The 14,003-nt window shown below is 61.8% G+C and carries 14 protein-coding genes, 1 tRNA gene and 1 pseudogene; 2 read left to right on the forward strand and 14 right to left on the reverse strand.

The genetic code is table 11. The features are described from left to right. Positions 1 to 23: 23 nt before the first annotated feature. Together V6617_RS13435 and V6617_RS13440 are read right to left on the reverse strand one after the other, a co-directional pair. A complete protein-coding gene (locus tag V6617_RS13435) occupies positions 24 to 1,040 on the reverse strand; it encodes an asparaginase (RefSeq protein WP_338607472.1) in 1,017 nt (338 codons plus the stop codon). Positions 1,041 to 1,129: 89 nt separating this feature from the next. Next, on the reverse strand, positions 1,130 to 1,459 hold the full coding sequence (locus V6617_RS13440; RefSeq protein WP_338607473.1) for a hypothetical protein: 330 nt from the start codon (positions 1,457 to 1,459) through the stop codon (positions 1,130 to 1,132). A 181-nt stretch (positions 1,460 to 1,640) separates the two neighbouring features. On the opposite strand from V6617_RS13440, the gene V6617_RS13445 reads away from it, so the two are divergent. Next, positions 1,641 to 2,252 (forward strand): PadR family transcriptional regulator, encoded by a 612-nt coding sequence (locus V6617_RS13445; protein ID WP_338607474.1) that lies wholly within the window; start codon positions 1,641 to 1,643, stop codon positions 2,250 to 2,252. Here V6617_RS13445 and V6617_RS13450 read toward each other — a convergent pair. The 10 genes from V6617_RS13450 to V6617_RS13495 form a co-directional block, all read right to left on the reverse strand. After that, positions 2,242 to 2,466 carry a hypothetical protein gene (locus V6617_RS13450; RefSeq protein WP_338607475.1) on the reverse strand — a complete coding sequence of 75 codons (225 nt, stop codon included), beginning with the start codon at positions 2,464 to 2,466 and terminating at the stop codon, positions 2,242 to 2,244. The two genes, V6617_RS13445 and V6617_RS13450, sit on opposite strands and share 11 nt — an antisense overlap. A gap of 229 nt (positions 2,467 to 2,695) precedes the next feature. Beyond that, a complete protein-coding gene (pcaD, locus tag V6617_RS13455) occupies positions 2,696 to 3,505 on the reverse strand; it encodes a 3-oxoadipate enol-lactonase (RefSeq protein ID WP_338607476.1) in 810 nt (269 codons plus the stop codon). A gap of 162 nt (positions 3,506 to 3,667) precedes the next feature. Next, positions 3,668 to 4,372 (reverse strand): ribonuclease activity regulator RraA, encoded by a 705-nt coding sequence (locus tag V6617_RS13460; protein ID WP_338607477.1) that lies wholly within the window; start codon positions 4,370 to 4,372, stop codon positions 3,668 to 3,670. Between the two features lie 11 nt (positions 4,373 to 4,383). Then, positions 4,384 to 5,169, reverse strand: coding sequence for an SDR family oxidoreductase (locus V6617_RS13465; protein ID WP_338607478.1), 786 nt, complete (start codon positions 5,167 to 5,169; stop codon positions 4,384 to 4,386). A gap of 74 nt (positions 5,170 to 5,243) precedes the next feature. Then, positions 5,244 to 7,214: a tripartite tricarboxylate transporter permease gene (locus V6617_RS13470; RefSeq protein ID WP_338607479.1), complete on the reverse strand. Its 1,971-nt coding sequence runs from the start codon at positions 7,212 to 7,214 to the stop codon at positions 5,244 to 5,246. Positions 7,215 to 7,308: 94 nt separating this feature from the next. Then, positions 7,309 to 8,403, reverse strand: a complete 1,095-nt coding sequence (locus V6617_RS13475; protein ID WP_338607480.1) for a tricarboxylate transporter — start codon at positions 8,401 to 8,403, stop codon at positions 7,309 to 7,311. Positions 8,404 to 8,490: 87 nt separating this feature from the next. After that, positions 8,491 to 9,366, reverse strand: coding sequence for a CoA ester lyase (locus V6617_RS13480; protein WP_338607481.1), 876 nt, complete (start codon positions 9,364 to 9,366; stop codon positions 8,491 to 8,493). Continuing rightward, positions 9,359 to 10,582: a CaiB/BaiF CoA-transferase family protein gene (locus tag V6617_RS13485; RefSeq protein WP_338607482.1), complete on the reverse strand. Its 1,224-nt coding sequence runs from the start codon at positions 10,580 to 10,582 to the stop codon at positions 9,359 to 9,361. The genes V6617_RS13480 and V6617_RS13485 overlap by 8 nt, the downstream gene beginning before the upstream one ends. Further along, on the reverse strand, positions 10,579 to 11,451 hold the full coding sequence (locus tag V6617_RS13490; protein ID WP_338607483.1) for an FAS1-like dehydratase domain-containing protein: 873 nt from the start codon (positions 11,449 to 11,451) through the stop codon (positions 10,579 to 10,581). The genes V6617_RS13485 and V6617_RS13490 overlap by 4 nt, the downstream gene beginning before the upstream one ends. Before the next feature lie 104 nt (positions 11,452 to 11,555). Next, a complete protein-coding gene (locus V6617_RS13495; protein ID WP_338607484.1) occupies positions 11,556 to 12,455 on the reverse strand; it encodes a LysR family transcriptional regulator in 900 nt (299 codons plus the stop codon). Positions 12,456 to 12,785: 330 nt separating this feature from the next. Here V6617_RS13495 and V6617_RS13500 point away from each other — a divergent pair, with 330 nt between their 5' ends. Then, positions 12,786 to 13,454: an NAD(P)-binding oxidoreductase gene (locus V6617_RS13500; protein ID WP_338607485.1), complete on the forward strand. Its 669-nt coding sequence runs from the start codon at positions 12,786 to 12,788 to the stop codon at positions 13,452 to 13,454. Between the two features lie 116 nt (positions 13,455 to 13,570). Here the strand turns inward: V6617_RS13500 and V6617_RS19020 are convergent. Together V6617_RS19020 and V6617_RS13505 are read right to left on the reverse strand one after the other, a co-directional pair. Next, positions 13,571 to 13,672: pseudogene (locus tag V6617_RS19020) on the reverse strand (type 1 glutamine amidotransferase domain-containing protein); the annotation flags it as partial. Between the two features lie 115 nt (positions 13,673 to 13,787). Further along, positions 13,788 to 13,862: transfer RNA gene (locus V6617_RS13505), tRNA-Gln, on the reverse strand. Positions 13,863 to 14,003: the final 141 nt, after the last annotated feature.

Here is a 14,003-nt window from a genome sequence, read left to right on the forward strand (position 1 = left end):
GTGGGGGCGTGGTGGGCGTTGGCTCAGAGTTTGAGACGCGCGGCCTCGGTGGCTTCGATATAGCCGATTTCGTGGCCGGCCCAGTTGCGCTGGTGCTGGCGGGCGCGCGATTGCAGGACTTTTGCCTGTTCGGGCGTTGGGCTGGAAATTTCGAGCAGGAGGGCGGCGGCCATGGCGGTTGCGGCGGGGACGCTGCCATCGTCGCATTTGAGGGCAAAGCCGATGCCCTGCTCGGGCAGCGCACCGCAATAGATGCCGTCCGCGCCGAATTTGAGCATCAGGCGACCATCAAATACCGCCATGGCGTCGGTATCGAACGCGCCGGTGCCACCGATCAGAAAGGGATGAGAGGTGGCGGCGGCGAAAATCTGGTGCGCGGCGGCTGCGGTTTCGGCATTCAGCCCCTCGCCCGTGGCCATGCGGGCAAAGCCTCTGGCAAAGGCATGGATCGGCGCAGCCCAGGTGGGGATCGAGCACCCGTCGGTCCCGCATTTGCCCTCGGTGAGGGGATGATCGAGAACATCCTCGAGCGCCTGCCGGACACGCTGCTGAACCGGATGCTGGCGGGTGGAATAGCCCTTGGGGTCCTCACCCAGAGCCCGAGCAACGGCGAGCATGCCAGCATGTTTGCCCGAGCAGGCATTGTGCAGGGCGCCAGGCTTTCCCCCTTGCGCGAACAGGGCTTTGCGCGCTGCAGGGTCGATGGGCGGATGGGCACCGCATTCGAGCGCCGTCTCGTCGAGATCGATGGCGGCAAGCATCGATGCGGCCAACTCGGTATGAGCCGGTTCGCCATTGTGCGAGGCGCAGGTCAGGGCAATGGCCGGGCCGGCCAGGCCATAGCGCGCGTTGGCACCGGTCGCGAAAATGGGGAGGGCCTGCATGGATTTGATGGCCGAACGGGGAAAGATTTCAGCCGTCACCTCGCCAATCGAGGCGAGAATGTTTCCCGCGGCATCGGACACGCAGATGGCGCCGCGATGGCGGTTTTCGATCCAGTTTCCACGCACCGAATGCGCCAGTACAGGATTGGCGGTCATAAGAAAAATCCCCACGAAATGCTGGTCTGGGTGGACCGCAGGCCGTGGGGAAAGTCAAGAGTGGAGGTCAGAGTCCGAGGGTGTCGAAATCAGATATCGGCGGGCGTCAGATATTTCGAATTGACCCAACCCTTTATGGTGTCACGCTCCACGAGACACCAGTCGGTGGAGCGTTCGACTTCGATGCAGCGTTCGACCCAGACATGGACGAGCGGGGCGAGGTGGCCGACCTTTCGTGAATAGGATGCGGGCCAGCGCCGGACATTGAGATGATCCCATGCGGCAACGCCGGTGACCTGCGCGAGCGTATCGACGGGATAACCACGGGCCTGGACCGGCGGCGCGAAAATGCCCGAAGCGAGAAGAAGAAAAACGCCCCCCGCGACAGCGGGCAGTGCCAGACGAGATGAAAACGACATTTCAGGGTCCCCCAAAAGCGCGAGATGCGCGGTTCAATTTGTCTGTGGAGAATTACCCTGAACCTTTTGAACGCGTTCTGATTTGACTATTCAGCCACTGTTCAGCACCATGAACCCGTATTAACCCTTGTTAAGGGGGCGGGGGCGTCACAAGGGCTATGAGTGCCGAGGAGGGTCTTTGATGTCGGCCACACGATTGCTTGTTCTCGCTTTTGTCCGCGCGCACCAAAGCGCGCATGGCTACCTGATCGGGCAGGAACTGCTCGCCTGGAACGCCGATAAATGGGCCAATACCAAGACCGGCTCGATCTATCACGCGCTGCGGCAGCTGGCCAAAGAGGGATTTCTCGACGAGATCGACGTTCCATCTTCGGGCACGGCTCCGGCGCGCACGGAGTATTCGATCACCGAAGCGGGGGATGCCGAGTTCCATCAGCTGATGGAAAAGGCGCTCACATTGCCACAGCCGCGATCGGACATGTTGTGCGCGGGGCTGGTGCTGATGTCGGCCCTGCCGCGACCGACCGTTCTCGCGCTGCTCGGCAAGCGGCTGACAACACTGGCAAAGCAGCGAAGCGAGGTCAGCAGGGCGAACAGCACGGTGTCGTTCAGCGGGGCAAACGCCCTGCCCCCGCATGTGGAAGCGCTTTTAAGCTTCTGGACGCACAATACGGACTGCAACCACGACTGGCTCACCGGGCTGATCGCAAAGATCGAAGCGGGCGCCTATGTTTTTGCCGACGAGGATCCCATGGCATTCGGCGTGCCGGGGGGATCGTTCGTCATTCCGTAAGCGGGCCGGAACGGGTTCGACCGGGGGGCGATCTATCCATGAAGGCATCGATGGCCCGGGTGGCGCGATGGCGGCAGGCGTCTTCGCCCTCGGCCCTGCTGGCGCGGATCGTCTCCATGGCCTGAGCAGGCCGAAGCGGCGGCCACATCCTGATTTTCCAGTCTTTTTCGAAAACCGTTCTGACACGAAATCCGCGATATTCGAACTCGGCCATACCCATCCTCCGCTCTGGGTTTCGACGATCACACGCCAACAGATCGACATGGCGCCAATATGACATTTGCGGGCATTTTCCGCCCGTCTGCTGCCGTCCATCGAAATTGAAAAGCCGCCTGCCCCAAAATGGTTGCGAGAGGTCCGGGGCATTGATCGAAAGCAATCGGCGCGGCGCGTGATCGGGCGGAACCGGCCGCTTGCTTGATATTTCAGCTCGCGCGGATCGATCAGTTCAGCGTGACCCGATTTTCGAGGCCACCGATGAAGACCAGGATGATATCGGCCAGCCGTTCGGGCGTTTCCACGCAGGGGAGGTGAGCGGCGCCCTTGATGATTTCAAACCGCGAACCGGGGATCGACTTTGCGAGGTCGGCAACGGTCTCGACCGGGGTCGAGCCATCCTCGTCACCCACGATACATATGGCAGGCACCCCGATCTGGCGGGCTTTTTCGCGCAGATCGGCATCGCGGATGGCGGCGCAGGTCGCCATGTAGCCGGCCGGGGATTGCCGTTCGAGCATGGTGCGGTAGCCGGCCAGTTCCTCGGAGCGGTCGGCACGGAATTGGCCCGTGAACCAGTTGGGCATGACACTGTCGCTCAACGCCGCAATGCCGTTAGCCTCGACCGTGGCGATGCGCTGGCTCCAGCTCTGTGCATCGCCCAGTTTGGCGGCGGTGTCGCACAGGATGAGGGCGGACACGAGGTCGCGGCGGTCGATATAGAGTTGCTGAGCGATCAGCCCGCCGACCGACAGGCCGCATATGACCGCCGATCCAAGTCCGGCGTGATCCATGATCGCGGCGAGGTCCTCGGCGTGGCGCGCGATGGTGACGGCGCCCTCGCCTGTTTCGGACAGCCCGTGACCGCGCTTGTCATAGGTGAGGATGGTGAACTTGCCGACCAGGCGCACGATAACGTCACGCCAGATGCGGAAATCGGTGCCCAGCGCGTTGGCGAACACCAGCACCGGCCCATTTTCGGGACCGCCGATCACCTGATAATGGAGGACGGCATCATCGACCTTGAGAAACTGCACGGCGCGCTCCGTTTATTTTGCGCGATCCTAACCGGATTCGCGCGCCGGGGCGAAGGGCGGGGGCGATCATGGGCAAGTTAAGTCTGCGCATATGCCTTGCGGAAATACCGCCGAACGCCTTCTGGGGCCGGGATTGCTCATAAACGCCCTGCCGTCTTGGCATCAGGAATTGGCTTTGTGGTCCTCGTAGCGCTTTTTGGTTTCCGCGTTCATGGGATAAAGACCGGGGAGTGGGACGCCGCGATCGACTTCGGTCATGATCCAGGCTTCCATGGCTTCCTGTTCGGGCGCTTCGGCGAGGACGTCTTCGAGCAGCGCCTGGGGGATCACGACGGCGCCATCGTCGTCGACAACGACGGTATCGCCCGGGATCACTGCAACCCCGCCACAGCCGATGGTTTCCTGCCAGCCCACAAAGGTCAGACCGGCCACCGATGGCGGTGCTGAAATGCCGTTGCACCAGACTGGAAGATTGGTGGAATGAACACCGGCAGCGTCGCGCATCACTCCGTCGGTGACCAGTGCGGCGACACCCTTTTTCGCCATGCGAAAGCACAGGATGTCACCGAAAATCCCGGCATCCGATACCCCCATGGCATCGGCGACGACGACGGCGCCTTCGGGCATGTCTTCGATGGCGGCGCGGGTGGAGATCGGCGACGCCCAGCTGGCCGGTGTCGCAAGGTCCTCACGCGCCGGGACAAAACGCAGGGTAAAGGCCGGGCCCACGATGCGCGGCAGACCCGAGCGGATCGGGCGCGCATTGCGGATCCACACATTGCGCAATCCCTTTTTGAGCAGGACCGTGGTGAGGGTCGCTGTCGAGACTTTTTCCAGCGTTGCGATGGCGTCCTTGGTCAATGTCATTGTGAATACCCCTAGATGCTGGCGATCAGCCCGCCATCCACGCGGATGACCGAACCGGTGAGATAGGACGCCCTGGCGCTCGCCATGAACGCGACCATATCCCCATACTCGCCCGGATCGCCATAACGGCCAAGCGCAATGGACGCGGTGCTTTCGGCCGAGACATCTTCGACGCTGCGGCCCTCGCGCTTGGCCTTTTGTTCGTCGAGAAAGGTTATCCGCCCCGTGGCGATGCGGCCGGGCAGAACGATGTTGGCAGTGATGCCATCTTTGCCCACTTCGCGGGCCAGGGTTTTGGACCAGCCCACCAGCGAAAGGCGCAGAGCGTTGGACAGCCCGAGATTGGGAATGGGGGCAACAACGCCCGATGAGGTCGATGTGATGATCCGGCCCCATTTGCGTTCGCGCATACCGGGCAGCACCGCATCGGTGATGGCGATAACCGAAACGACCATCGAGCGGAAGAACTTCTCCCAATCCTCGGGCGCCTGTCCGGCAACCGGGGTGGGCGGAGGGCCGCCGGTATTGTTGACGAGGATATCGATCGGTCCGAGATCGGCCTCGACCGATCCGATATGGGCCGGGATGGCCTCAAGATCGGCCAGATCCCAGACCAGCGCCTTTGCGACCCCGCCCTGACCGGTTATGGCATCGACGGTTGCCTGCGCGGCCTGGGCATTGATATCGGCAACGGCGACTTTGGTGCCCTCGGCGGCCAGGGACCGGGCAATTGCACCACCGAGCCCGCCACCGGCACCGAACACAAGTGCTGTCTTGTCAGAAATTCCCAAGTCCATTTCGTTCTCCGTTAAAGGATTGATTGGTGGATGGCGTTGGCCAACCCTCCGGGGTCTGCAACCGGCCGAAACGACTAGCCACCGAGCCAGTAGGGAGCATCGAGCGAACGCGGAACAAGACCCGGCGGATAGGCGAGATACAAGAACTCAGAAAGCGCTCCCAATACCGCCAAAAGGCAAACGCCGGCCACGACCGACCTCCAGATCGGCACCCCGCCCACAAACCGCAGATAGGCGAACGTGAAGGCAAAGGCCGCGAGCGGAAACCCGATCACATAGCCCAGCACCGCGAAACCGACGAGCCAGGCCATCGGCCAGAGAAAGGAGTTGTCGGTCGGATTGGTGATCGCGGTATCGGCGAGTTCGGGAACCGATGGCTTTGACGAAAGCTGCTGGATTATCACAAGTCCGGTGAGGACGAGCCCGCCGATGGCGACGGAAGTCGGGAAGATGCGCGCCATAAAGCCGAAATGCATCGTCGAGACCAGCATCACGCCGCACGCCAAAAAAGCAAGGGCCGAGACGGCGATCTGGGAGTTCCGGGTCCGCAGCAGTTCGGGCGGATTGTCCTTTTTGGCCTCCTTGCGCCTCTGGATAAAGGTCACCACAATCACGCCGATCGAGAGCGCCATGAGCACCAGCGCAATGGGACGCTCGAAGATCGAAGCGCCATAGACCTGAACCGCCTGGTAGATCGAGGTTTCAAGCCTTGCCGACAGCACGAAGCCGATCAGCAGCGCAGCACGCGACCAGCCATAGCGGAGCATCAGAACACCGAGAACGCCGAGCACGATGAGAACCACCACGTCCTCCCAGGCCCGTGTGGCCTGAAACGCGGCAAATACGACGACAACCAGCACGAATGGGCCGATAAAGGCGTATCTGATGGTCGAGAGCATGGCGACCGGGCGCGTCAAGGCGATGCAGGCGAGCGTCACGAGAATGTTCCCAATGGCGAGGGACCAGATTATCGTGAAGGTCAGGTCGAGATCGTCCCGGATCATGCCCACGCCCGGCTCGATGCCGATCAGAACGAACCCGCCCAGAAGTACCGCCATGGCGCCCGAGCCGGGAATGCCGAACAGCAGGGTCGGGATCAGCGCGCCGCCTTCCTTGGCGTTATTGGCCGATTCAGGAGCAATGACCCCTCTGATATCGCCATTGCCGAATGAATCTCGGTCCTTCGATGTCTGGACCACATGTCCGTAGGCGATCCAGTCGACAACCGAGCCGCCAAGGCCGGGCAGCGCACCGACCATGCTGCCTATTGCCGAGCACCGCAGGACGATCCACCAGTTCCTGATGGTGTCGCGCACGCCATCGAGCATGCCCGAGCCAAGCTGCTGTTTTTCCGAAATGGCCCGATCGCGCCGCAACAGGTCGAGCACTTCGGGGACCGCGAACATGGAAAGGCCGACAATGACCAGTGGAATGCCGGCGCTCAGATAGGTGGAGCCGAAAGTGGCCCGCAAGTCGCCGGTTGCCGGGGCCGCGCCGATCGAGCCCAGCAAAAGGCCGAGACAGCACGAGGCAAGCCCCTTGAAAACACTGCGTCCGGTCAGGATCCCGACCATCGAGATGCCGAACACGACGAGGAAAAGCTGTTCGGCAAAGCCGAATTGCAAGATGATCGGACGAATGCCGAAAATGGCGACCGAGAGGAGCGTCGCGCCGATCAGCCCGCCCATCATGGACGCGGCAAAGCCAGCGCCGAGCGCCCGCGCGCCTTCGCCTTTCTTGGCCAGCGGAAACCCGTCGACAACGGTGGCCTGAGAACCACTGGTGCCCGGTATGCCCATGAGAACGGCGGGGAAAGTATCGGAGGTGGCCGTGGCCGACAGCATGCCCACCATCATGGCAAGGGCAAGCGAGGGCTCCATGCCGAACACGTAGGGCAAAAGGATGGTCAGTCCGGCGATCCCGCCCAGTCCGGGCAGAATCCCGATCAAGAGCCCGAACAGAACCCCACCTGTCAGGTAGGCGAAATGCAGCGGGTCGAAGAGCTGAACGAGAGCCGAAATAACGACTGTATCGACGGATTCCATGGTATCGCTCCCTCACAATTCCGGACCGAAGCGGAACCGTGCGATGATCGAAAAATGACCGGCACCGATAGTGACGGTGCCGGTCTGTCTGGTCCTAGAGCGAGACGTCGTATGTCTCGACCAACCAGTTGCGCAGCCACTCCCGGGATTCGGAATCGAACTGCAGGCTCTGCTGCCAACGGTCCGCAGCTTCCTGACCATAAAGCGTCGGATAACCGCCCGTAAGCGACTCGATCGCTTCGATATAGGCCGGATCCTGGGTCATGGCCTCGGCGGCCTGCCGATAGGCTTCGACGATCTCGGGCGATGTGCCCCTGGGCAGCTGGACAGACTTGGACGCCATCACGCGGCTGAAGAACATGGTCTGCCAGGCGTCGTATGCCGGTCCGGACGGCGCTTCACCGGTCACCGTTTCAACGGTTTCGGGAAAGGTCGGCAGATCCGGGAAAGCGGGATCGACCACATGGTCGCCCGATGCGTCCACATACCCCATCGTATAAATCGGCTTGGCAATGCCCGCTTCGACCATCGGCTCGACATAGGTGCTGTAAGCAAGCGGATTGTCGTAGCTGATCTGGATTTCACCGCGTTCAAATGCCTGCTTGGCATCGCCGCGCTGCAGCCCGAACACCGGCTCGACATCAAGCCCGAGAATGTGAAACTCGATTAGCTGGACAAGATCGGCCGATGTCGGGGTGTGCGCCCCGCTGCGGATCGGGGTATCGAGAATTGAGGGCAGTTCCTCGGCAGACTCGATTCCAAGCTCCTCGCGCACATAGACCATCATGCCCAGGGGATTGACCACCACCGGCGTCATCTGGGTCAGATCATAGTTCACCCGCGAATCCTGGAGCAGATAGTTCATCTGCGTCGAGGTCGAGGTGACCAGAAGCATGGTGCCGTCCGTATCCGCGTTGGCATCGAAATTGTTGGTTCCGGCAATGGCGCCCGCACCCGGCTCGTTGCGCACGATCACCGTGGGGTTGCCCGGAAGATGGGGTTGAAGGTACTTGGCGATGAGCCGGCCATAAGCATCTGCCGAGCCACCGGGTGAATAGGGCAGAACCACTTCCACACGTTCACCGCGCAGCGTGAAGTCCTGTCCATAGGCGGCCGTGACGGCTGTCGCCGAAACCCCGCCTGAAACCATTGCCGCAATGGCAAGGCCGATCGTCTTGGATTTGGTCATCTTCTCTCCTCCATTTCATTCTCAATTTTGCCGCCCCGAGACGGGGCGACTGTCTTCTCCACTGGCGGGGCCAGCGGAAACTCGATTTCAGCGCGCCAACGCCACGATCCGGCGGGCCCGGGCAGCGACCGGCGCATCGATCATGCGGCCGTTGACTTCAACAGCGCCCCGTCCCGCCCGTGTGGCCGCTTCGAGCGCCTCGACGATCTGCCGGGCATCTGCGATTTCGGCTTCGGTCGGCGCGAAGGCCGTTTTGATCGGACCCACCTGTTTGGGGTGAATGCACGTTGCCCCCCAAAAGCCATAGCGGCGCGAATTGCGGGCCACCCGCAGCACATTTTCGGGATCGGCAAAATCGGCGATGCTGCCCATCAGGCCGAACGGGGCGATGCCCGCGGTGGCAGCGGCAAAGATCATCTGCTGACGCGGCCAGGCAAGTGTATCTTCACCCGAAGCGGCATGAATTTGTGCGGCGATGTCTTCGCCGCCCATTGCCATGCCGATGACCCTGTCGCTGGCCCCGGCGATTTCGCGCATCATCCAGAACGCATCAAGGGACTCGACGAGCGGGAGCAGATAAAGCGGATGGCTGCGCTCAAAACGGGATTCATGCCGGTCGAGATAGTCGGCAAGGAGCGTGAGATGGGCCGGGCCTTCCACCTTGGCGACGACGACCGCGTCCGCATTTGCGGCCAGCGCCGCCTCGATATCGGCGATGCCCCATTCGATCTCGCGGTTGATACGCACCAGAACGCTATTGCCCGTCTCCCGCACCAGGGCGGCGGCCTGAGGCAATTTGTGCCGGGCCTCCTCTTTCTGGGCAGCGGGAACCGCATCTTCGAGATCGAAAATGATGGCATCGGCCCCCACATGGGCCGCTTTTTGATGAAACTTGTCGACATGGGCGGGCACATACATGAGCGCGCGCCATTTTGCGGCAAGCTCGAGCCTTGTCTTATCCATTGTGCGATTCCTCCGCGTTGCGCCCGAAAACAGCCCCCGCCTGCCTCAGGGCAGCGATCCGGTTATCGGGGTAACCGAGGTCGCGCAGCACCTGGTCGGTGTCCTGCCCGATGTCGGGCGCCGGAACAGATGGCTTTTCCCAATTCTTGGATGTGCGGTTTGGCAGCCGCATATCGGTGAGCCTGCCTTCGACCGGGTGGTCGAGCGTGTCGAAAAACTCAACGGCCGAAAGCTGATCGTCGGCCATCAGGCTCTCGAACGTGTGACACGGCATGGCCGGCACGTCCGTCCTGTCGAAAATTTCGAGCCAATGCGCGCTCGTCTGCCGGGCCAATGCGGCGTCGCGCGTGGAAAGATAAAGATCGATATTCTTGAGCCGCGCCGAAACCGACGAGAAGCGGGGGTCGGTTTTCATGTCCGGGCGGTCGATGGCGTCGAACAGGGCAAAAGCCTGCTTGTCGGTGTTGGCCGACACACAGATATAGCCGTCGCTTGTCCTGATGGGCTGGGTGAGCGGATTGAGGATACGGAGATCTCCGGTCGGCCCGTCTGAACCTGTAAAGACCTTTTGACCCATATGCTCGGACAGGATGAAATCGGCCATGTTTTCGAACATGGGCACTTCGATCGACTGGCCCTCCCCGGTCATGCGCCGGTGCAAAAGGGCCAGCAACACCATCTGAACCGCAATAAAGCCCACGATGTGATCGGTGATGGTCAGCGGGACGTAGCGCGGCGTTCCCTCCATGCGGGCAAAGGTATCGGCGAACCCGCTCGCGCCCTGCACGATCGTATCGTAGGCGGGTTTGCCCGCGTAGGGGCCTCTCTGATCGAACCCCACGATGGAGCAATGGATGACGTCCGGCCTGATGGCGCTGACCGAGGCGTAGTCCAGCCCCAGCTTGACCAGTGCATTGTGGCGCATGTTCGTGATGACGATATCGGACTGGGCGATAAGATCCCGCATCAAGGCCTGGGCCTCGGGATGCTTAAGATCGATGCCCAGCGAGCGCTTGTTGCGATTGAAATTGAGGTATTTGGGCGAAAAGCGGCCCGATGAGGACACACCGCCCAGCGTGCGGATCAAATCCCCGCCTTCGGGCTCGACCTTGATGACGTCGGCCCCGTAGTCGGCCAGCCAACGGGTCGCCACCGGCCCGACAATCACGGAGGTCAGATCGAGGACCTTGATGCCCTTGAGGGGAAGCTGGCTCATTGGGCAGGCCCCCAGACCAGTTGGGCCTGTGCGCATTCCGCACCGTCCCCGTCAACGGCGATGAATTCTGCGGTGGCCTCGCCTGTCCGGCGTCCCCAGATCCGGACGGGCCTGTCCACGAACAACGGCTTTTTGTTGCGCACGCTGAATTCGCTCAGCCGCCCGGGCCGAACCTGGCGGGCGAATTTCAGCATCATGATTGCCGTCAGCCCGCCATTGACCACCCGGTCGGGATAGCCCTCGACGTCGCGGGCGTAATCGTTGTCGTAATGGATGCGGTGGCCGTTGAAGGTGACCGCAGAATAGCGGAACAGCAGCGCGGCATCGGGGGTATAACCCATATGCCAGGTGTAGTCCGCTTCGAGCGGATGAACGGGTGGCGCCTGGGTTGGGGCCGTGCCCTTGGGGTCCTCACGATAGACGATCTGCTGCTCTTCGGTGACAGCCAGGCCGCGCGGGCCGACAAAATCATGCACCACCTTCACGAAAGCCAACAGCCCCGACCGTCCCTCCTTGGGGACCACATCTTCGATCCGTGAAACCCGCGTTACGGCATCGCCGATCAGCAGGGGCTGGTGGAAAACGACCCGGCGGGAGGCGAACATGCGTCTTGGCAATGGCAGGGCCGGCAGAAATTCTCCGGTCTGAGGATGTCCATCCCGGCCGAGCCCCGACGTCGGAGCCAAAGGCGGGAACAGAATGACGTGCCAGCCCTCGGGCAATTCGGTGCCGTGCGCGAACCCTTGGGCGGGCAGATCAAGCGTTGCCGCGAGCCTGCGCGCCGCCTGGCCCGTAACCTCGTCCTCGGCCCGCTCCTCGCGTCCGACCCATTGGCTTGCGCTCACACCGATTGATGCGAGATCCGGCATATCGCCTCCTCCCTCTTTGTAACCTGAGGGACCTTAGGCGTGACGCATTCCCACACACAACTGCATTAAACTGCACAATTGCAAACTTTTGTGCATCAATACATTCAGGACTGACCGCTGCGGAAACGCGCGAGGATCATGGACCGAAGCTGATTGACGAGCGGTGAGAGCGGTCGGTCGTTGCGGCGCAAAAGCCCGATCGAGCGCGACACTTTGGGCCCTTCCACAGGGACGGCAACCACATTGGACAGCTTCTCGTCAGCGGCGATGCGGGGCAACACCGCCACGCCGACGCCGCCGCCCGCAAGGCTCACTGCGGTGTGCAATTGCTGGACCTCATAGTCGAACTCGAAATCGATCCCGTGGGCTTCAAGGGCTTCCTCGACGACCCGGCGTGTGCCGGAAAGCTTGGCTATGGCAATCAACGGATAATCACGCAGTTCGGCCCAGGTGACAGATGGCCGCCGGGCCAGGGCGCTTTCGCGCGCCGTCCAGGCGACCAGCGGCTCGGAATAGAGAAAATCGGTCGCCAGATCGTAATGGTCGGCGCCTACGAAACTGATGCCGAAATCGGCCTTTTCGTTGCGAATGCTCTCGAGAATGCGCGTGGCCGAAACATCGAGCAGCTCGACCCGGACATCGGGGTGAACCTTGGCGAACTGTTCGAGGATTTTAGGCATGTGGAACGAGGCGACGGTGGCCAGGCAGGCAATCGTAATCCGCCGCTCGCCATAGCGGCCACGGTTGCGCAGATCGCTGAAAATCTCCTCGACCGCGCCGAGCATCTCCTGGGCACGGGGCAGAAATTCCGCCCCCAGACGTGTCAGAGTGACCTGCCGCGTCGTGCGGGTGATGAGCACAACGCCCAGCGATTCCTCGATCTTTTGAACACGCCGGCTTACGGCCGTGGAGGTCAGATTGAGGCTTTCGGCGGCCTTGCGGAAACTGCCCTGTTCCGCGACGCTTATGAAAGCCTTGAGACCCAATACATCAAGCTTGTCCACCAAATTCCCCAAGCACAGGCCCAGATTTCGACTCCATCTGAAAGCAGGCGATCAGCGGAGCCATTTGTCATCGATACCACGGAGTCTGGCCAAGGGCGACTGCCCGGCGAAACGGGAAAGCGGGCGAATTTCCGATGGGATGGTGATCGGCACCATAAACCAGGGCCTGCGGAGAACCGGATGAGCCCCGGGCTCTCGCATGGCTTGTTTGCAGCCCATCCCGGGCTTATCAATGGCGATCTCGCCGTCACCCCTGTCCGGCTGCGAGCGCAACCCGGGGACATATCCGGCACAACGTGACGCGGCCTGAGTGATCCAAGGAGAATGAAGATGAAGGTCTTTGTTATCGGAATTGCCGGCGGCGTGGGCCACCGGCTCGCCAAAGCGCTCATTGCGAAAGGCGACGACGTAAGCGGCCCGGTCAGGCGCCCCGAACAGATCGATGCACTGGCCCAGGACGGCGTGCCGTCGTTTCAGGGCGACTTCCTTGCCATGTCGATCGACGAGCTCGCCCGGGCCATGGCGGGAAGCGACGCCATCGTGTTTACCGCAGGCGCGGGCGGAAAGGGCGGCGCGGCGGCCACCACCGCCATCGACGGCGAGGGTCCGGGCAAACTGGCCAAGGCGGCAATCGAGGCCGGCATCAAGCGCTTTGTGCTGGTTTCAGTCTTCCCCGAAGCCTGGCGCGAACGGCACATGAACGAGAGTTTCGAACACTACATGGTCCAAAAGAAAAGGGCCGAGATCGATCTCGTGCAATCGGATCTCGACTGGGTGATCCTGCGGCCCTCGGCCCTGACCAACGATCCGGGCACGGGGCTGGTCGATCTGGGCCTGGCACAAGTCCATCACGAGATCACCCGCGACGACGTGGCTGCGACCATTGTCGACCTGCTCGAAACGCCAAAAATCAGCCGCATCATTCTCGAGGTGACCGGCGGCAGCACGGCCATCGGCATGGCTGTCGAGGCCGTTGCCCGATCAGCCGCAAAGCCCTGACCGCGAACTGAATTTTGCAAAAAAAGAACGCCGGCGCGATGCCCGAGATCAGGCGGCATGGGGGCGCCCCTGGTTGGAGCGTGCGAACGTTGAGACACCATGCGTTCGGGCGCGACAACGCGCCAATCCTTCACCTTCGAGAAGACAGCGCCCAGGCCGATGAGCTCGTCTTCAACCAGGAAGGGACCGATCTTGGTCAAACCAACGGCCTCTTTTTCGGTGCCATGGCATCGTTCCGTGACTCACGCGTGCGCCTCAGTCGTGCGACCACTGAGGATTGACATGCGCGGTCAGGCGAAACTTTTAATGCAAAATCAATAGCTTACGGGAGGATGGCTGGGGCGGCAGGATTCGAACCTGCGAATGTCGATACCAAAAACCGATGCCTTACCACTTGGCGACGCCCCAAAGCGCGTTGGTTCCTACACCGTTTGCATAGCACCCGCAACACCTTCGGCGCGCGGGTTTTATCCGAGCGGCGAATTTTTTGGGGAGCCAGACTGAACGGCAACGAAGGCGTGAACCGCGGTCGATTTTTGCCTACCGGGT

Origin of the sequence: Pelagibacterium nitratireducens (assembly GCF_037044555.1) — a bacterium.
GTDB lineage: Bacteria > Pseudomonadota > Alphaproteobacteria > Rhizobiales > Devosiaceae > Pelagibacterium > Pelagibacterium nitratireducens.